This is a genomic window from Frankia umida (assembly GCF_023242945.1).
In the GTDB taxonomy this organism is placed as follows: Bacteria; Actinomycetota; Actinomycetes; order Frankiales; family Frankiaceae; genus Frankia; species Frankia umida.
The window spans coordinates 66,536-84,294 of record NZ_JALKFT010000016.1 but is presented as its reverse complement, the minus strand read 5'-3'; the positions used below and the strand labels follow the sequence as shown (position 1 = coordinate 84,294).

Annotated in this window: 17 protein-coding genes; 7 read left to right on the top strand and 10 right to left on the bottom strand. The window is 72.4% G+C overall.

Annotated elements, in window-relative coordinates:
• Positions 1-75: 75 nt before the first annotated feature.
• The 4 genes from MXD59_RS16510 to MXD59_RS16495 all read left to right on the top strand — a co-directional run bounded on the left by MXD59_RS16510 (position 76) and on the right by MXD59_RS16495 (position 3,047).
• Positions 76-1,017, top strand: a complete 942-nt coding sequence (locus tag MXD59_RS16510) for a ribose-phosphate diphosphokinase (RefSeq protein ID WP_248825608.1) — start codon at positions 76-78, stop codon at positions 1,015-1,017.
• A gap of 112 nt (positions 1,018-1,129) precedes the next feature.
• A complete protein-coding gene (locus tag MXD59_RS16505) occupies positions 1,130-1,546 on the top strand; it encodes an ArsR/SmtB family transcription factor (RefSeq protein WP_248825607.1) in 417 nt (138 codons plus the stop codon).
• Positions 1,543-2,595, top strand: coding sequence for a cation diffusion facilitator family transporter (locus tag MXD59_RS16500; RefSeq protein ID WP_248825606.1), 1,053 nt, complete (start codon positions 1,543-1,545; stop codon positions 2,593-2,595). Before MXD59_RS16505 ends, MXD59_RS16500 begins: the two co-directional genes overlap by 4 nt.
• Entirely contained in the window at positions 2,592-3,047 is a 456-nt protein-coding gene (locus MXD59_RS16495; protein WP_248825605.1) for a cupin domain-containing protein, read from the top strand. Before MXD59_RS16500 ends, MXD59_RS16495 begins: the two co-directional genes overlap by 4 nt.
• Before the next feature lie 133 nt (positions 3,048-3,180).
• Here the strand turns inward: MXD59_RS16495 and MXD59_RS16490 are convergent, their stop codons facing one another.
• The 7 genes from MXD59_RS16490 to MXD59_RS16460 form a co-directional block, all read right to left on the bottom strand.
• A complete protein-coding gene (locus MXD59_RS16490; protein WP_248825604.1) occupies positions 3,181-3,660 on the bottom strand; it encodes a hypothetical protein in 480 nt (159 codons plus the stop codon).
• 13 nt (positions 3,661-3,673) lie between these two features.
• Complete coding sequence (locus MXD59_RS16485; RefSeq protein ID WP_248825603.1) at positions 3,674-3,925, bottom strand: hypothetical protein; 252 nt, start codon at positions 3,923-3,925, stop codon at positions 3,674-3,676.
• Positions 3,926-4,062: 137 nt separating this feature from the next.
• Positions 4,063-5,277, bottom strand: coding sequence for a beta-ketoacyl-[acyl-carrier-protein] synthase family protein (locus tag MXD59_RS16480; protein ID WP_248825602.1), 1,215 nt, complete (start codon positions 5,275-5,277; stop codon positions 4,063-4,065).
• 340 nt (positions 5,278-5,617) lie between these two features.
• Positions 5,618-6,424 carry an enoyl-CoA hydratase-related protein gene (locus MXD59_RS16475; protein WP_248812352.1) on the bottom strand — a complete coding sequence of 269 codons (807 nt, stop codon included), beginning with the start codon at positions 6,422-6,424 and terminating at the stop codon, positions 5,618-5,620.
• A gap of 121 nt (positions 6,425-6,545) precedes the next feature.
• The gene (locus MXD59_RS16470; protein WP_248825641.1) at positions 6,546-7,382 is read right to left on the bottom strand and encodes an SAM-dependent methyltransferase; all 837 of its coding nucleotides are present in this window, start codon (positions 7,380-7,382) and stop codon (positions 6,546-6,548) included.
• Between the two features lie 265 nt (positions 7,383-7,647).
• Positions 7,648-8,091, bottom strand: coding sequence for a TIGR03618 family F420-dependent PPOX class oxidoreductase (locus tag MXD59_RS16465; protein ID WP_248825601.1), 444 nt, complete (start codon positions 8,089-8,091; stop codon positions 7,648-7,650).
• Positions 8,092-8,727: 636 nt separating this feature from the next.
• Positions 8,728-10,182: a hypothetical protein gene (locus MXD59_RS16460; RefSeq protein WP_248825600.1), complete on the bottom strand. Its 1,455-nt coding sequence runs from the start codon at positions 10,180-10,182 to the stop codon at positions 8,728-8,730.
• An 824-nt stretch (positions 10,183-11,006) separates the two neighbouring features.
• Here MXD59_RS16460 and MXD59_RS16455 point away from each other — a divergent pair.
• The 3 genes from MXD59_RS16455 to MXD59_RS16420 all read left to right on the top strand — a co-directional run bounded on the left by MXD59_RS16455 (position 11,007) and on the right by MXD59_RS16420 (position 15,199).
• Positions 11,007-13,727 carry a tetratricopeptide repeat protein gene (locus tag MXD59_RS16455; RefSeq protein WP_308301726.1) on the top strand — a complete coding sequence of 907 codons (2,721 nt, stop codon included), beginning with the start codon at positions 11,007-11,009 and terminating at the stop codon, positions 13,725-13,727.
• 246 nt (positions 13,728-13,973) lie between these two features.
• On the top strand, positions 13,974-14,678 hold the full coding sequence (locus MXD59_RS16425; protein WP_248825599.1) for a hypothetical protein: 705 nt from the start codon (positions 13,974-13,976) through the stop codon (positions 14,676-14,678).
• A gap of 62 nt (positions 14,679-14,740) precedes the next feature.
• Positions 14,741-15,199 carry an SDR family oxidoreductase gene (locus MXD59_RS16420; protein ID WP_248825598.1) on the top strand — a complete coding sequence of 153 codons (459 nt, stop codon included), beginning with the start codon at positions 14,741-14,743 and terminating at the stop codon, positions 15,197-15,199.
• A 746-nt stretch (positions 15,200-15,945) separates the two neighbouring features.
• Here MXD59_RS16420 and MXD59_RS16415 read toward each other — a convergent pair.
• The 3 genes from MXD59_RS16415 to MXD59_RS16405 all read right to left on the bottom strand — a co-directional run bounded on the left by MXD59_RS16415 (position 15,946) and on the right by MXD59_RS16405 (position 17,731).
• Complete coding sequence (locus tag MXD59_RS16415; protein ID WP_248825597.1) at positions 15,946-16,467, bottom strand: GNAT family N-acetyltransferase; 522 nt, start codon at positions 16,465-16,467, stop codon at positions 15,946-15,948.
• Positions 16,468-16,626: 159 nt separating this feature from the next.
• A complete protein-coding gene (locus tag MXD59_RS16410) occupies positions 16,627-16,809 on the bottom strand; it encodes a mycothiol transferase (RefSeq protein WP_248825596.1) in 183 nt (60 codons plus the stop codon).
• Between the two features lie 61 nt (positions 16,810-16,870).
• A complete protein-coding gene (locus tag MXD59_RS16405; RefSeq protein WP_248825595.1) occupies positions 16,871-17,731 on the bottom strand; it encodes a class I SAM-dependent methyltransferase in 861 nt (286 codons plus the stop codon).
• Positions 17,732-17,759 lie beyond the last annotated feature (28 nt).

Genomic DNA, 17,759 nt, shown 5'->3' with positions numbered 1-17,759 from the left:
TGTGCTGTGTCGGGGTGGGACGTCCCACCGGCCCGCAGCGTCGCGGGACCCGGAGAACAGGACAGGGAGCAGTCCGTGCGCGACATCGCCGTCTTCAGCGGCAGTGCCCACCCCAGCCTCGCCGAGGAGATCTGCACCCATCTCGGGGTGCCGTTGCACCGGGTTCTGGTGCAGCGTTTCGCCAATGACTGTCTGGAGGTGCAGCTGCCGGCGAACTGCCGGGAGCGCGACGTGTTCCTGATTCAGCCGCTTGTGACTCCGGTGCAGGAGAACCTCGTCGAGCTGCTGCTCATGTTGGACGCGGCCCGGGGTGCGTCGGCGGCGCGGACCACCGTCGTGCTTCCCCACTACGCCTACGCGCGTTCCGACAAGAAGGACGCGCCGCGGATCTCCATCGGTGGACGGCTGGTGGCCGACCTGCTGGTGGCCGCGGGGGCGAGCCGGGTGCTGGCGATGACACTGCACTCCCCGCAGGTGCACGGGTTCTTCAGCATTCCCGTCGATCATCTGCATGCCCTGCGGGAGCTGGCCAAGCACTTTCGCCGGCATGATCTGTCGAACACGGTGGTCGTCTCGCCGGACCTGGGTAACGCCAAGGAGGCCGCGGCGTTCGCGCGGATGCTCGGGGTGGGGGTCGCCGCCGGTGCCAAGCAGCGTTTCGCCGATGACCGGGTGAGTATCTCCGCGGTCATCGGGGAGGTCGCCGGCAAGGACGTCATCGTGCTCGACGACGAGATCGCCAAGGGCAGCACCGTGCTGGAGCTGTTGGAGCGGTTGCGGGAACTGGACGTGCGGTCGGTGCGGGTGGCGTGCACGCACGGGCTGTTCTCGTCGGGGGCGCTCAAGCGGATCGCCGACCAGCCGGAGGTCGCCGAGATCGTGTGCACGAACACGGTGCCGGTGCCGCTCGGGGAGCGGGTGCCGGAGCTGACGGTGCTGACGGTGGCGCCGCCGCTGGCCGAGGCGATCCGTCGCATCCACAACGGCGAGTCCGTCAGCGCCCTGTTCGACGCCTGACAGTCCGTCGCTCGCTTGGCGGACGGTCGGACAGTCCGGCGGGGTGGGTGGTCGCCCGGATGGATGGTTCAGGGTTGGCTGACGTCAGCGTCGGCTGTACTGTCGGGGGGTGATGACTGTCGCCTCCTCGGCGGAGGTTCTGGCTCGGTTCGGGCATGCGTTGTCCGATCCGACGCGGGCCCGGCTGCTGCTGGTGCTGCGTTCCGGTGGGGCGTATCCGTCCGAGCTCGCGCAGGTGCTCGGGGTGAGTCGGACGAACCTGTCCAACCATCTGGCCTGCCTGCGCGGCTGCGGTCTGGTCGTCGCCACGCCGGAGGGGCGCCGCCAGCGTTACGAACTCGCCGACACCAAGCTGCACCACGCCCTCGGTGACCTGCTTGACGTGGTGCTCGCCGTCGATCCCGACCACCTGCACAGCTTCGTCGCCGACCTCGACGCGGACACCGACCTCGACGCCGGTCTGGAGCCGGCCGCCGGCCGTGCGCCGGGCCCGTCCGCCGTGCGGCCGCAGGATGCGGCGATGTCATGACCACACATGGCCACAGTCATGGGCATGGCGGGCATGGGCATCAGCATGGGGCGGCGGTGGGGCGGGCCACCGCGGCGCAGCGGCGGCGGCTGTGGGTGGCGACGGGGCTGAACCTGGCGATCGTGGTGGTGCAGGCGATCGCGGGGGTGGCGGCCGGGTCGATCGGGCTGCTCGCGGATGCCGGGCACAACCTGACCGACACCGCCGGGGTCGCGTTGGCGCTGGTGGCGCTGATCCTGTCGCAGCGTCCGCCGTCCGCGCACCGGACGTTCGGCGGACTGCGCTGGCCGGTGCTCGCCGCGCAGGCGAACGCCGCGGCGATCCTGGTGGTCACCGCACTGCTGGCGGTGGAGGCGCTGCGCCGGCTCGGGTCGGCGCAGACGGTGAACGGGCCGCTGGTGGTGCTGGTCGCGTTGGTCGCGGCCGCCATCAACGGGGGATGCGCGTTGGCGGTGCGTGAACGTGACGCCGATCTGAACACCCGCGCCGCGGTGCTGCACCTGAGCGGGGACGCGGCGGTGTCGGTGGCGGTGGCCGCGTCCGGGCTGGTGATCTGGCTGGTGGACGGCTGGTACTGGCTGGACCCGGCCGTGTCGTTGGCGATCTCCCTGCTGATCGCCGCCCAGGGGGTGCGGCTGCTGGTCAGCGCGTCGCGGGTGCTGCTCGAGGCGGCCCCCGAGAACCTGGACGTCGCCGCCGTGCGCGCCGACATCCTCGGCCACGAGCACGTCCTGGACGTCCACGACCTGCATGTGTGGGGCCTGTCCGACCGGGTGTTCGCCGCGTCCGTGCATGTGGCCCTCGGTCATCTCGACGGTGGGGACGGCGATGACGGTGGGCATCCGAGTCTGGCGCGGGCCCGTGAGGTCTCCGGGGAGATCCGCGCGATGCTCGCCGCCCGGTACGGCATCACCCACGTCACCGTCGAAGCCGAATGCGAACCGTGCATCCCCCCGCCCGGTAACCCCTGCGCGATCGCGGTCCCCCAGCCCTCCGGCGCCCCGGCCACGTCGGCCGCCCCGCGTCCCCGCGCGGACAATCAGGTATGACACATGGCACGGTGATCCGTCCGGTGGACGCCCGCACCTTCCCCTACGCCGGGCAGCCGATGGCCGTTCTGGCCGAGCCGACGTCCGGGGTGGACTCGCTGGCCGCCGCGGAGATGATCGTCCCGGCGCGTTTCGCCGGCCCGGTACCGCATGCCCACCATGGTTTCGACGAGGCGCTGTACGTCCTGGAGGGCACGCTGCTGCTCACCTACGGTCATGAGGAGCCGGTGGAGGCGTCCGCGGGCACCTTCTGCCTGGCGCCGCGCGGGGTGCGGCACACCTTCGCCAACCCGAACGCATCCCCGGTGCGGGTCCTGGGTCTGTGGACACCGGGCAGCGCCGGGCTCGCGTTCATGACCGACATCGGTGCGATCATGCCTCCCGGTGGTGCCCCCGACCCCGATCTCGTCGCCGATCTCTACCGCCGGCACGCCAGCGACCTGCTCCCCTGACCCGCCGACGGCCCGTGCCCGTCCGACCAGCCTGTCGCCGGTGATCGATGGCCCGCTCGTGCGGTGGCACCCAGGGTGACATCCGCTACGCATCGCGGACGCGACCGCGGCGGACACCGACGGCCGATATCGGTCAGGGGTGTCGGCGACGGATCTGGCTGCGGGCCGCGAACCCGGCGGCGAACACGGCGAACACGGCGAAACCCAGTGCGGCGGCCCGTCCGGTCGGGTGGTGCAGACCGGGCTGGGCGGCGCGCAGGTGTGGTTCCACCCGGCGGCTGCCCGCGGCCAGACCCCCGGTGCGGGAGTCCGCGTCGGCTCCGAGGGTGACCAGGGGGCCGGTCGGGCCGTGGATCTCGACCGTCATGCCCTCGGCGGCGAGGGTGTCGGCGAGTTCTCGCAGGCCGGCACGCCCCTGGGGAAGGGTTCCCGGCCGCGTGCCGGCCGGGACGGCGGTGAGGGCGGTGAGCAGATCTCTCCCGGCCGACCACAGCCGGTCCGGTTGACCGGTGGTGATCCGGATGCGGTCGCCGGACGCCTCCAGGCGCCCGCCGACCGACCCGGAGCCTTCTTCGACGCTGAAGGCGATGTCGCCTTCGAAGCGGGCTGTCATGCGAAGCGGGCTGTCACGGGCGCACGGCGCCGTTGGCGGCCCCGCCGACGGAGTCGTCGTCCGAGGTGACGATGCGCAGCGTGCCGTGCAGTCGCCAGGTCGCGCGGGCGGCGTCGGGCCCGGTGTCGCGCGGGACCTCGACGAGCATGTCCACGAACTGGTAGTTGATCACCGCACCCTTGCCGGTCAGGAAGGACCACAGGTCCTTGCCCAGGTCCGTCCAGTCGACAACCGCTCGGTCCGCACTCGTCTGGGTCTGCACCATGAGGACGCTCCCCTGCTCGTCGGCCAGGCGCGGAGTTCGCGATGCTCGCGTACGCCCACTGCGAACGTATGACGGTCCGCCCCGGAGCACACCTTGAGCGGTGTCGGATCGGAACCGGAGCGTGATCGGGCCCGGTCTCAGGCGGCGGTGAAGACCAGGGCGGCGTTGTGACCGCCGAAACCGAAGGCGTTGGCGACGGCGGCGCGCAGCACACCGGGGCGGGCGGTGCCGGTGACGACGTCGAGTTTGACGGCGGGGTCGAGCCGCTCCAGGTTGCGGATCGGGGGGATCAGGCCGTCGCGCAGCGCGCAGATCGTCGCGGCCGCGCCGATCGCCCCGGCGGCGCCGAGGGTGTGACCGGTCATCGCCTTGGTGGCGGTGACCGCGGGATGCGCGCCGATCGCCGTCTCGATCGCCTCCGCCTCGCGGGGATCACCGGCGGGGGTGGAGGTGGCGTGGGCGTGGACGAGGTCGACGTCGGTGGGGGCGACGCCGCTGCGGGCCAGCGCGGTGGTGATCGCCCGGGCCTGGTTGGCCGGGTCGGCGGCGACGATGTCGATGGCGTCGCAGTTGACCGCACATCCGGCGGCCACGGCCAGCGCCCGGGCGCCGCGGGCGGCGGCGAACGACTCGCGTTCGAGCACCACGACCGCGACGCCTTCGCCGAGGACGAAACCGTCCCGGTCGGCGTCGAAGGGACGGGACGCGGCGGCCGGGTCGTCATGGCGGGTGGACAGGGCGCGCATCTGGGCGAACGCGGCCAGCGGCAGGTTGTCCACGGGTGCCTCGACGCCGCCGGCGACGACGACGTCGGCCTGACCGTGCTCGATCATCTCCATGCCCATCGCGATCGCCTCGGCGCCGGACGCGCAGGCGCTGACCGGGGTGCGGGCGCCGCCGCGGGCCCCCAGGTCGATGGCGACCCAGGCGGCCGGGCCGTTGGCCATCAGCATGATGATCGCGTGCGGGGACATCCGGCGGGCGTTGCCGGCCTCGACGATGCGGTGCTGGCTCAGGGTGGACTGCACCCCGCCGTAGCCGGTGCCGATGACCACGGCGAGCCGGTACGGGTCGACCTCGGGTTTGCCGGCCTGCGCCCAGGCCTCGCGGGCGGCGACCAGCGCCATCTGCTCGCCGCGGTCGAGTTTGCGGGCCTCGGCGCGCGGCAGGGACGCGCCCGGGTCGACGGGGAGCCGGCCGGCCAGGCGCACCGGCAGGTCACGGGCCCAGTCGTCCTCGATGAGGCTGATGCCGGAGGCGCCGGCGAGCAGCCCCTTCCAGCTGGTGGGCAGATCTCCGCCGAGCGGGGTCATCGCGCCAAGCCCGGTGACCATGATTCGTTCGTCCGCCATCCGCTCGTCCCTCTCACCTGTGACCGGGGGGCTGACCGTGACCGCCCCGGTGTCCCTCGTCGATCGGCTCGCCGACGGTGTCCGCCGACGTGTGTTGTCCGCCGATGCTCCCATCGACGGACGTGTCCGCCGACGACCACCGCTGTCGCACGCGCGTCGCCTCGTGTACATGCCACCGACCCGTCCCTGTCAGACGGGTGTGTTCAGCCTGTCAGCCGTGTGGGCCGCGGCCCAGGGCTGGTGGCGCCCAGACCCGCGGCGCGCGTTTGTAGCCCGCCGACAAAAGCGGGTGTGGCGCCCGTCGGCCTCGTGGCGCCCGTCGATGACCGGGATGTGCGGGTCAGCGGCCGGTCCACCGCGGGGTGCGCTTCTCCAGGAACGCCCGGGCGCCTTCCTTGGCGTCGTCGCTGGCGAACACGACCTTCTCCAGTTCGGTGAGCCGGTCGAACAGCGCCGCGGACTCGCCGGCGGCCAGCCGCACGGCTTCCTTGGTCGCCGCGACGGCCAGCGGGCCGTTGGCCGCGATCGGTTCGGCCAGGGCGAGGGCCGCGTCGAGGACCTGTTCGGCGGGGACGACCCGGTTGGCCAGGCCCAGGGCGTGGACGCGGGTGCCGTCGACGTAGTCGCCGGTGAGCGCGAGCTCGAGGGCCAGCGCCAGCGGCAGCCGGCTGCCGACGTAGGCGACGCCGCCACCGGAGGCGATCAGTCCCCGTTTGACCTCCGGCAGCCCGTACTTGCCCTGCGCGGAGACGACGACCAGGTCGCAGGACAGCAGCAGTTCCAGGCCGCCGCCGACGGCGGTGCCGTTGGCCGCGCCGATCAGTGGCACCGTGATCTGGCCGCGCACCATCCGGCGGAACGCGGCCAGCCCCGCCTTCTGGCGTTCGCTGCGTTCGGCCTTCACCCCGCTGGAGAACACCTTCAGGTCCATGCCGACGCAGAACGCCCGGTCCCCGGTGGCGGTGAGCACGACCACCCGGATGTCGGGATCGTTCTCGGCGTCGAGCAGCGCCGAACCCAGGTCGGCGACGAGTTCACCGGTCAGCGCGTTGCGGGAGGCCGGCCGGTTGAGCCGCAGGATCAGGATCGGACCGCGCCGCTCGAACAGCAGCTCCTGCTCGCCGGTGGCATCGGTGGCCGTCGTCATCGCGGGTCTCCCACAGTCATCTCCCAGGTGCGGTCACCGCGACCGCACCTGTCCAGCTGTAGCACGTCCGGCCGGGACAGCGCTGTTCTGCGTTGCCGGCAGCGGTTCCCCCGGCGGTGTGTCAGGGTTTGCGGGCGACGGCGACGTAGCAGCTGACCTGGGCGTCGGTGAGTCCGGCGGGAACCTGGTCGTCGGGACGCCAGCGGTGCGCGACCGTCACCCCGGGGTCGAGCAGCTCGAGTCCGTCGAAGAAACGCACGAACGCGGCGTGGTCGCGCGGTGCCGCGGACACCCCCCGTGCCCGGTAGGCGCTGGCCGCCTGGTCGCGGACGGCGGGGGCGAAGTCGCCGGTGCCGTGGGAGATCGTGAGATGGCTGCCGGCGGGCAGCGCGTCCACGAGTCGGGCGACCAGCCGGTAGGGGTCGTCGCTGTCCGGCACGAAGTGCAGGATCGCGATCAGGGACAGGCTGACCGGTCGGGTCAGGTCCAGGGTGTCGCGCAGCTCGGGGGCGGCCAGGATGCTCTCGACGTCACGTAGGTCCGCGTCGAGGTAGGCGGTGCGCCCGGCGGCGGTACCGGTGAGCAGGGCCCGGGCGTGGGTGAGCACGATCGGGTCGTTGTCCGCATAGACCACCCGGGCGTCGGGGGCCACGGCCTGGACGGTCTCGTGCACGTTCGGGGAGGTCGGGATACCGGTGCCGATGTCGAGGAACTGGCGGATACCGGCCTCGGTGGCCAGATACCGCACCGCCCGGGTCATGAACGCCCGGTTCTGCCGGGTGGCGATCCGCAGATACGGGAAACCGGCGAGGGCCTGCTCGGCGGCGTCGCGGTCGGGTGGGAAGTTGTCCTTGCCGCCGAGCAGGTAGTCGTACATCCGCGCCGAGTGCGGCTGGTCGGTGCGCAGGTTCACCGGTGGGCGCGGGGTGGTCTGCCAGGCGTGTCTGGTCCAGGCCATCGCCGACGGCGGGCCGGCCGGGTCGCCGTCGGCGATGCCCTCCGCCGCACCGTCCGCGGTGGAAACGTCGTCGTTCACCATGGTCGCGCCACCCCCAGCCCGATGATCACCTGGAAGTCCGCCGGTGCGGCGGAACCTTCCCCTGGGAGGAAAACGTACTGGGCCGGTGGTGGACGCTGGGCGACAGGTCGGCGTCGGTGCGAGGCCGGGCCGGGCGTGTCCGGGTCGGGGGGTGTTCGGGTCGGGGGGTGTTCGGGTCGGACGGTCAGGGGCCGTAGACGCGGGTGGGGGTGAGGAACACCGCGGTGCGGCGCTGCTCGAGCATCGTCCGGTCGTAGGTGGGCCAGTCGTCGTGGGTGCCACCGGCGGCCAGGAAGATCTCCCGTAGCAGCAGCCGCAGCCGTTCGGCGTCCACCCCGGGCCAGGTGTCGTCCGGGCCGACGAGCTGGGCGGTGCCCTCCACCGTCGCCCACCGCCAGCCCGAACGCACCGTCGCGCTCGCCGCCGGCCGGGCCCGCAGATGCGCGAGCTTGACCGCCCCGTAGGTCACGAACGCCACCACCCGCGGCACGGACTCGTCCAACGGATGCGCCATGAAGGCCACGTTGACGACGGACGCCTGCACACCGCCGTCCGGTCGCTGCGTCGAGATCACGGCCAGGCCGCTTTCCGCCCGGCCAAGCTGGGCGGCATCCTCGAAGCTGGTCACGTCGTCGTTCACCCTTCGTCGCGACAGTCGGCCGGCGCCCGCAGACCCGGACGCGCCTGGTGGCGTCCCTCCCGGTAGGGATCCCGTTCGGTGACGCCCCATGGTAGGTCGCCGCCGCCCCGCGACCACCCCGATGGGACTCATGGCCCACCACCGGCAGGCGAGAGGAACCGCGCAGGATTGAACGGTCAGGGCGGCTCGGTCGGCTACGGTGAACGCATGTGCTGCTGCGCTGCCATGACCACCCGTACCGCCGCCTAGCGGTGGTACCAGGGCCGCGGTCACCGCGGTCCCGATGAGCACCGCAGACCTGGACCGATGGCGTGAGCAGCTTCAGGTACCGGACGCCACCGAACTCGACGGCGGCGAGATCCCCGGCCCACCGCCCGGCTGGCCGGACGGGGCGCGGTGGGCGGCCGATCGGTGGACTCATCTAAGGCCGGACATGGCCAGCCGGGGACACCGGGCCCGACGCGCCCCAGCGGGCGGGCAGGTACCGGGCGCTCTGGACCTGGCTGACAACCAGGACCGAGGACCGGCAGCCGAGGACCTTCGCGGACATCGATCAGCCATGCACACGAGTTCGGACATGCGCACTCAGTGCGGCGGCTGAGCGTCCGCACCCTTCGTCAAGGGTCAGTCATCTGCGGAGGAGCGCGAAACCGGGCTGGTGGTCGTGGCGCGCAGGGTGCGTAGTTCGGCGGTGAGGTCGTCGGTCTGGCGTTCGGCGCGTTCGGCGCGCAGACGGGCCTCGGCGCGGGCGTCGGCGAGCACGGTGAGGCGTTCGGCGGTGGCCTGGCGTTCGGCGTCCAGGCGGGCCTCGTACTCGGCGCGCAGACGGGCGAGGTCGGCGGCGGCGGTGGTGGTGGCGCGGTCCAGGTCGGTGGCGGCCTGCTCGCGGTGGCGCTGCAGGGCGGCGTCGGCGTCGGCGCGGGCACGGGCGGCCTCGGCGTCGGCGGCCTGACGTCCCCGCAGCGCCTCGGCGCGTTCGGTGCGGACGTCCTCGCGCAGCGCGTCGCGTTCGGCGCGTAGCTCGGCGGTGGCGCGGGCGTCGCGGTCGGCGTCGCGGCGCAGCTGGGTGAGCTCGGCCGCGGCCTGGTCACGGGCGGCGACGGCGTCGGCGACCCGGGCGTCGGCGTCGGCGTGGGCGCGGGTGATGCGGGTGTCGGCGTCGGCGCGGGCGGCCTCGGTGTCGGCGCGGGCCTGCTCGATGGCGGCGGCGATGGCCACGTCGGCGTCGGCGCGGGCGGTGTGGGCGGCGGCTTCCGCGGCGGCGACCTGGCCGGCGGCGGTGGCCAGGCGGTGTTCGGCGTCCTCGAGGGCGCTCACGGCGTCGGCGGCCACCGCGTCGGCGTCGGCGCGGGCGGTCGTTGCGGCGCGGGCGGTCTGGTCGGCGCGCACGGCGCGGGCGACGGCCTCGGCGACCCGTTCCGCGGCCTCCGCCTCGGCGGCCTCGACCTGGGCCTCGGCGGCGGCGACGTCCCCGAGGGCGGACATCTGCCGGGCGAAGGCGTCCAGGGCGGTGGCGAGGTCGGTGGCGAGGGTCTGCATCCGGGCGGCGAGGTCCTCGGCACGGGCCCGACCCGCGACCAGGGTGCGGGCGGCGCCGACGGCGGGGTCGCCGTGGTCACCGCCGGAAAGCCGGGTGGGATGCGTCCCGGCGGCGGCGGGACGGGCGGCGAGGTCGCGGCGGCGGCGGTAGGCCGAAAGCCGGGTGTGCGCCGGATCGTCGCAGTAGGCCGGGGGACGCCCCGGCCCGTCCGCCGGGGCGGGGGGACGGGTGCAGCCGGGGAATCCGCACCGCACCGTCGCGGCCGGTGCCGCCGCTGGGGGGTCGGTTTCGGCTCCCGTGACGGAACCCACCCGGTCGCCGGGCGCTGCGTCGAGGGACGCACCGCCGGCAGGGCTGTCGGCCTGGTCGCGCGGCGGTGTGACCGCGGGGGGTGTGCCGGGCGGAGGTTCGACGGGCGGAGGTTCGACGGCGGGACGGGGCGTCGGTGGACGGAACGGCCCGCCCGGTTCCCACGGCCCGTCCGGCTCCGACTCCGACGGTTCCTCACGTTGGCGCGGCGTTCTGGGTACCCGACTCATCCCACGTCCCCTTCCTTCATCCGACGCCCCCCACCCTACCAAACGTCATTATGTATCGGCTCGTAGGGTGATACATAACAACGTATCGTTGCGGAACGATACGTAAACGAAACGGAACGGCCCCGCGTGTCGCCGCGCCGCTGACGCGCGAGAAGGGAGGGTTATCGCGCGTCAGGCTGTGGGGGTCCGTGGGCGACCCGGAGCGGGGAAGTCGCTGGTACTGAAGGCGCTTCACCCGCGTTCCTGATCACGAAACGGGCCGGGTGGTGGCAGCGCGGCGCTCCATGCTCCGATAAGTGGCCTGAGGCGTCGCCGCCCACGGCTGGCCGCCACGCAGCCGCGGGCAATCGGGTGGGTGCCCGCAGAAGGCGGGAGATCGTCGGAACTCGTCGGTCAGGCTCATGGCATGGCGTCGCGACAGGTCCACGTTTCGGCCATGCGGTAGTCCTGGATGCGGACCGGCCAGAGGAGACGGCTGACTGCGCTTGACCGCCGACCGCACGCCGGCTGGTCCGGTGACCTCGGGGCGGGCGTGGTCGATCCACTCCTGGTGAAGGATGTCGAGGGCGATCGCCGGGGCGCCACCGTCGCGCATCTCGAAACAGCGCATGATCGGCTGTTGCGCTGGGGACGACGTCGGATGAGTGATCCTCCTATGGTTCGTCCGCCCCCGCGAGAATCGGGTGGGCCCAACGTCATTGCCTCAGCCATCCGGGAAGAACACCTGACCGGACAGGGCGGCAAACGATGGTGTTCGTCCTCGCGCTAACCGCGAGTGTCAGACTCGGTCGATGGGGACGGGCACGTCGGCACAGGATGCACCGGTGGTACTGGTGAGTCATGCGGTCTCCGACCGCCGGTGGGCCGCATGGCTGGCGTGGACGCTGCAGGCGGGGGGATGCGAGCCACTGCTGGAGGAGTGGCATGTCGTACCGGGCATGAACCGCATGCGATGGCTGAACGAGTCCCTCGCGCAAGCAGACCATCTGGTGCTTGTGCTGAGCGGGAGTTACCTGGCCTCAGGCGAGGTTTCATTACCGTGGCAGAGCATCGTCTCCCCAACCGACCATGCGGTCCGGCTGGTCCCGGTGAAGGTCGACGCATGTTCCCCGGCGGGACTGTTGGCCACTCTGGTGACGATCGACCTGGTCGGTCTCGAGGAGGAAGAGGCCGCGGCCGCACTGCTGTCCGGGATGGGCGCGACCCTTCAGGGCTCCGCCGCGCCCACCGCGGCACCACCGTTTCCCGGGGGTTCCGTCCCGGACGGCCGCCCGCGGATCCACCAGCCGGGAGTTGTCACGCCGCCGCGGGACCTGCCCCCACGCACACGGTTCTTCACCGGACGCCAGCAGGAGATCACCGAGCTGGTGTCCCTCGCCGACATGGCCTGCCGGCAGGACAGCCATGCGGCGGTGACCGGCGCATCGGTGATCCTGTCCGTGCACGGAATGGCGGGGGTCGGCAAGACGACGCTCGCCCTGCACACGGCGCACGAGCTCGCTGACCGGTTCCCCGACGGAAGCCTGTTCCTGGACCTGCACGGAGCGACACCGTCGGTCGACCCGACCGAACCCGTGACCGCGCTGGGTGAACTCCTGCGTCGGCTGGGCGTTCCCGGTGAGCAGATACCGCCCACACCGGAGGCCCGGGCCGCCCTGTACCGAGGCCGTCTGGCCGGCACACGGACCCTGGTCGTTCTCGACAACGCGCGGTCCACCGACCAGGTCCTTGCGCTGCTGCCGGCGACAGCCGGATGCCTGGTGATCGTCACCAGTCGCCGCCGCCTCGCCGCGTTGGACGAGGCACACGCCTGGTATCTCGACGTCCCGTCTCTGGAGGTGGCCCGCGACATGCTCACCGCGGTGGTGGGCGCCGCCCGGCTGGCCGGCGACGACGACGCCACGACACGCCTGGTCGACCTGTGCGGGAGGCTCCCGCTGGCACTACGGATCGCGGCGGCACGGCTGCAGGCCCGACCGACCTGGTCGGTCGCGGATCTGGCTGACCGGTTGGCCAACCAGCATGACCGGCTCGCCGCACTGCACGACAGCGAGCGCGGTGTCGCCGCCGCCTTCGCCGTGTCCTACCGTGACCTCACCGGCGAGTCCCGGCGGATACTGCGCCGTCTTGGACTTCATCCCGGGGCGGAGATGGACACGCACGCGGCGGCCGCGCTCGCCGGCGTCACACCAGCTCAGGCGGAACGGGCGTGCGAGCATCTCCTGGACGTTCACCTTCTCGTCGAAGCCGGACCGGACCGCTACCGCTTCCACGATCTTGTTCGGGCCTTCGCGCGTGAACGCGCCCACGACGAGGACTCCGAGGCGCTGCGCCTGCAGTCGGTGGGCGTCCTGTTCGACCACTACGTGTCCGCCGCCGCCGCAGCCGTCCGTCTGCTGTTCCCCACAGAGGTAGATCATCTGCCGTCGGTGCGGCCCCCTGACGCGCCGCCTCGGTGGAGCGGTGATCGACAGGGCGCGCGGCGCTGGCTTGATCTCGAACGCGCCAACCTGGTGCGCGTCGCAGCGCAGGCCAACCAGCACGGCGGGCGCCATGCCCTGGATCTGGCGGCGATCCTGTTCCGTTACCTCGACCTCGGCGCCCACCTGGCCGAGGCCGTCGCCCTCTACACCGACGCCTGCGACACCGCCCGGACCCTCGGCGACCACACCCAGCACGCACATGTCCTGACCAGCCTGGCAGGAATCCACCGGCATCAGGGCCGGTACGGGCACGCCGCCGACAACGCCCGCACGGCCCTCACCCTCTTCCAGGAGATCGGCGACGAACACGGTGAGAGCCGGGCGCTCACCGCCCTGGGCATCATCTACTGGCGACAGGGCCGCTACGACCAGGCCCTCACCCACAACCAGCGGGCCTGGACACTGTGCCAGCAGAGCGGCGACCAGCGCGGCCAGGCTCGCGCCCTCGCCAACATCGGCCATGTCCACTGGCGGCAGGGCCAGTACACGCAGGCTGTTGACCACCAGCAACGGGCACTCGAGCTCTACCGGCTGGTCGACGACACCCGGGGACAGGCCCACGCGCTGGGCAACCTCGGTAACGTCTACTGCCACCAGGGCAGACACGACCTCGCGGCCGATCATCATCGGCGGGCCCTCGCGCTCTACCTGGCCCTGGCCGACCGCAACGGCGAGGCGGACGCCCTGACCAACCTCGGCCTCGTTCTGCACGCGCAGGGCCTCCCTCACGATGCCGCACGTCACCACCGGCAGGCCCTCGCCCTCTACGAGGAGATCGGGGACCGTAACGGGCAGGCCCGCGCGCACAACGGACTGGCGGAACATCTCCATGCCACCGGCCATCCCGAGCCGGCCCGTCGCCACCACGCCCGCGCGCTCACCCTGACGTTCGCCACCCAGGACAGCTACGAACAGGCCCGCTCCCACGCCGGCCTCGGCCGTACCCTTGACGATCTCGGCGACCGCGACACCGCCCACGAACACTGGCAGTCGGCCCACGACCTCTACGCCGCACTCGAGGCCCCCGAAGCCGACGAGGCCCGCCGGCTGCCACGGGTATGAGCGGTTCACGTCCCACCGGCGTCTCGACGACGCTGTCCTCGGAGGACACGGGGCCCGACAACCTGGCGTAACAACGCCAACATGTGGTGAAGCGGTGGCAGATAGCGAATACTGGGAGCATCCGATGGGGGACGGTGCGCGATCGCCATGGTCGCTGCGTCCGCTTTGACAGGGCGGGAGCACATGATGGGTCAGCGGTCGGGCAGGTCGCGGAGTCAGTATCTGTCTGTTCTGGTCCTCGTGGGCATGGCGGCGGGTGTTCTGGCGGGATGCGGTGATCCGGCGAAGACCCTGGTCAACCGTCGTCTCGCGTCGGGGTCGCCGGTCGCGACCGCCACCAGGGCCGCACCCGTCCTGCACGCGGCGGACTATCTGGTCGCCGCCGGGCCGGCGACCAGCGGTCTGGTCGTGGACACCAGCGGCGCGGGCGAGAACGCACCGGACTCGCCCGAGGCCGACGCGCAGCTTGCGGCCTGCCTCGGCGTCCCCGTCGCGCAGCTCACCTCACCCGCGACGGACCGGGCCGAAAGCCCGGTCTTCCGGACGGCCGACTCGACAACCGTGATCAACTCCGCTGCGGAGATCCGCCCGCCCGCGCAGGTGCGGTCGTACGCGGCGATCCTCACCCGTCCCCAGGCCACCCGGTGTTTCGGTCGGATCCTCGCGCCGGTGCTGGCGCAGGCCATGACGAAGGGCGCCGGCAGTGGTGCCACCACAACGGTGCAGTCGGTGCAGGCGGCGCCTGCCCTGACCGGCGCGACAGCCGGCATACGGATGGCCTTTGAGCTCACCATCAACGCGGTGCGCGTTCCCGCCACCGTCGATGTCGTCTTCGTCGTGTCCGGTCGTGTGATCGCCACCCTGTTTTTCGGTCAGGTGGACGGCACACCTGAGCCGGGACGTGAGCAGGCCATCGTCAGTCAGGTCGCGGCCAGGCTCGCCCGCCAGTAGCACCGCCACGGCGGCAGGACGAAGCCCGGCGAAACCGACTCGGGAGTCTTCGGACCTCGGTGATGTACGCGACGACCGGGCCGGTGGACGCCGTGGTGTGCGTGGCCGTCTCCGGTGCCCTCGACGACTTCCAGAGCCTGACCGAGCAGGACCTGCTCGACACCCTGCGGGGCAAGTTCTTCGGGCAGGTCAACCTGGTTCTGCTCGGGCAGCGTCACCTGCGCGACGGCGGCTCGTTCACGCTGACCTCCGGCGTCTTCGCCGACCATCCGGCCCGTGGCGTGACGGGCGGCGGTGTGGCCAGCGCGGCCCTGCACGGGTTCGTGCTGTCCGCCAGTCTGGAATTGCGCCGCGGGCTGCGGATCAATGCCGTCAGCCCTGGCCTCGCCGAGGATTCGGTCGACACGTTCGGCGACCGGTTTCCCGGTCTTTCCCCGGTGCCGATGGCCCGTCTCACCGGCGCCTACCTCGAAAGCGTCGAGGGTGACCAGAGCGGCCAGATCCTGCGCGCCTACACCTGAGGGTCCCGTGTAACCGCGCTGGAGCCAGCCAGGTCACCGCCGGAGGCCTGCAGGGTCCGGTCCCGCCTCGCCGCGCGGGGAGACGCCCCCCGTTCCCTCCGGGCGTGAGCGGCGCGTCGTCGCGTACCCGGCTCCGCCCGAGGAGGCCCCGCGAACTCGGGAGTCAGGCGCATACTCGACAGCCACGGCTTCCCGCTGCCCCAGCCCTTTCACGGGGCGGCCATACCCACCGGCCCAGCCGGCTGGGTCAACAACCAGCCCTGCGTCGCGGGCCCGCCCGCCCTGCGGGTCGGTGACGGCACCACCCCGGCCCCTTCGGCGGCGCCCGGCGGCGAGACCGGCCGCCACTACCGCGGCGCCCTCTACTGGCAGGCCGGTCCGCACGGCCCGACGCTCGCCCTCCTCGTCGAGGACACCGTCCCGCTCGACTGGACGGAGGTCCATGCCCTCGCCACCGGACTGCGGGTGGGCACCTGGCCCGGCGCGGTCGGTGACACCGACACCGCCGCGATCCGTACCGCCGTCCAGGCCGTGTTCGCACCGGCCACCACGGACGCCCAGCCGAGCCGTCTCCATCACCTCATAGCCGGCCGGCAGGAGATCGTTCGCGACAGCCGTCGCGCGGGCCACGAGAAAGGGCCAACGCGAGCCCCGAAGAAACCCGCCCCGATATTGACGCCGTCACCAGCATTTTCTACCGCAGGGGTCTGCTGCTGCCAGCCTTCGAGCACCCCTCTCCCTGACGTTCAGGATGTGAGCTTCCGCTGGTACCGCACATCGCGCATCATCACCCCGCCCACCACGTCGTCGCGGACCGCGCCGTCGGGCTCCCAGCCCCGATGGGCGTAGAACCCGATCGCACGGGTGTTGGTCTCCAGGACCCACAACGTCGCCGACGTGAAACCGGCCGCGCCGAACGTGCCCAGCGCCGCCGCCATCAGTTGACCACCCACACCCCGCCCCCACACGGCCGGAAGCACGTAGAACGAGCCGACCTCACCCACCCCGGTCGGATCCTGATCGAGGTCGACGCTGGGATACAGCGACGCGAAACCGACCACCTCACCGGCGTCGTCGGCGACCAGAACGCCACGGGCCGGCCACTCCGCCTGCCGCACGGTCGCCGTCCACCGCGGCACCCGCTGCGCCGCACGCAGCCCGTCGAGCAGCGACCGCGCCAACAGCCCCCGGTAGCCGACCTGCCAGGACAGCACATGCACCTGGGCGACCCGCTCCACATCACTGACACCGGCCGGACGAACAAACACACCACGATCCTCCCACCAGGGCATCCGATGGCCCGCCGACCAGCAGGCCGATCTAGGAACGTTCAGGGCGGTGGGACGAGAGGCCACCAGTCCTTGGCACGACAGCAGCGCCCGGTTCGCTGAGGAGGCCGGGGAGCCGGTGAAGCGGCGGGCCGTCTGCTACCCGAGCGCGCCGGTCGCGCCGTCGGTCAGTTCGCGCACGATGTCGGCGTGGCCGACGTGGCGGGCCGTCTCCTCGATCATGTGGATGTAGATCCACCGCAGTGATACCTGGGGCAGGTCGGGGTGGGCGACGACGTCGTCGATCGCGTACCCGGCCGCGGCCTTCCGGACAACGCGCACGCACGCTCGTACGCCGCCAGCAGCGATTCAACGGTGTCCGCGTCGGTGAGGACCGGTGGGGTCAGGGTGCCGCGCGCACCGCCGAGACCAGTCCGCCGGCGCCCTCGTCCTGCCGCGGGGGGGTGAGCATCGGACGTCCGTAGGCCGCGGCGCGCTCACGCAGGGTGAAGGTCTGCGCGTCCCAGCCGAGGGTGTCCAGCCAGCCGACCGGGTCCTGCGGCGTCTCCGAGACCCACATCGACGCCGGCGATCCCGCGGCGGCGTCCTCGCGGAAGCGTTCGAGGACACCGCGGGTGCCCAGGGTCAGGCCCATCCTGCTGCCCGCGGCGGACAGCGCGCCGACCCGTTCGAGTAGCGACCGCACCGCGTCCTCGGGCAGGTAGATCAGCAGTCCCTCGGCGATCCACACCGTCGGTCGCGCCGGGTCGTGCCCGGCGGCGGCCAGGGCGCCGGGCCAGTCCTCGCGCAGGTCGACCGGGACGGTGATCCGTTCGCAGCGTGGGGTGGCCCGCTCCTGACGCAGTACCGCGGCCTTGAAGGCCAGCGGTTCGGCCGTGTCGACCTCGAACAGTCGGGTCCGCGCGGGCCAGTCCATCCGGAAGGCCCTGCTGTCCATCCCGGCTCCGAGCAGCACGACCTGGCGGACACCGGAGGCGACCGCCCGGTCGAGCAGGTCGTCCAGGAACTTCGTCCGGATGACGATCGAGAAGGCCACACCGAGCCAGCGGCGCCGCGCCGCCTCGTCGGCGTGCGGGGGCGACGGCGCCGCGGGGTCTCGTCCGCCGGCGGTGGCGAAGGCCAGCGCCAGCGGATCCCGGAACAGCGGCCGCTCCCGTGCCGTCTCCATCGCCCGCACGCGGGCCACGCCCACAGCGGTGGCCCACACCCCGGACGGCTCGACCCGATGCGCCGTATCAGCCATGCCTTCAGCCTAGGCCGCCGGGGCGTCA

Bases quoted from the DNA above. Each gene is read 5' to 3' on its own strand.
- MXD59_RS16505 (WP_248825607.1), top strand. From the start codon at position 1,130: ATGACTGTCGCCTCCTCGGCGGAGGTTCTGGCTCGGTTCGGGCATGCG.
- MXD59_RS16475 (WP_248812352.1), bottom strand. From the start codon at position 6,424: ATGACGACGGCCACCGATGCCACCGGCGAGCAGGAGCTGCTGTTCGAG.
- MXD59_RS16425 (WP_248825599.1), top strand. From the start codon at position 13,974: ATGGCGGCGGGTGTTCTGGCGGGATGCGGTGATCCGGCGAAGACCCTG.
- MXD59_RS16500 (WP_248825606.1), top strand. From the start codon at position 1,543: ATGACCACACATGGCCACAGTCATGGGCATGGCGGGCATGGGCATCAG.
- MXD59_RS16470 (WP_248825641.1), bottom strand. From the start codon at position 7,382: ATGGCCTGGACCAGACACGCCTGGCAGACCACCCCGCGCCCACCGGTG.
- MXD59_RS16485 (WP_248825603.1), bottom strand. From the start codon at position 3,925: ATGGTGCAGACCCAGACGAGTGCGGACCGAGCGGTTGTCGACTGGACG.
- MXD59_RS16460 (WP_248825600.1), bottom strand. From the start codon at position 10,182: ATGAGTCGGGTACCCAGAACGCCGCGCCAACGTGAGGAACCGTCGGAG.
- MXD59_RS16480 (WP_248825602.1), bottom strand. From the start codon at position 5,277: ATGGCGGACGAACGAATCATGGTCACCGGGCTTGGCGCGATGACCCCG.
- MXD59_RS16495 (WP_248825605.1), top strand. From the start codon at position 2,592: ATGACACATGGCACGGTGATCCGTCCGGTGGACGCCCGCACCTTCCCC.
- MXD59_RS16490 (WP_248825604.1), bottom strand. From the start codon at position 3,660: ATGACAGCCCGCTTCGAAGGCGACATCGCCTTCAGCGTCGAAGAAGGC.
- MXD59_RS16420 (WP_248825598.1), top strand. From the start codon at position 14,741: ATGTACGCGACGACCGGGCCGGTGGACGCCGTGGTGTGCGTGGCCGTC.
- MXD59_RS16405 (WP_248825595.1), bottom strand. From the start codon at position 17,731: ATGGCTGATACGGCGCATCGGGTCGAGCCGTCCGGGGTGTGGGCCACC.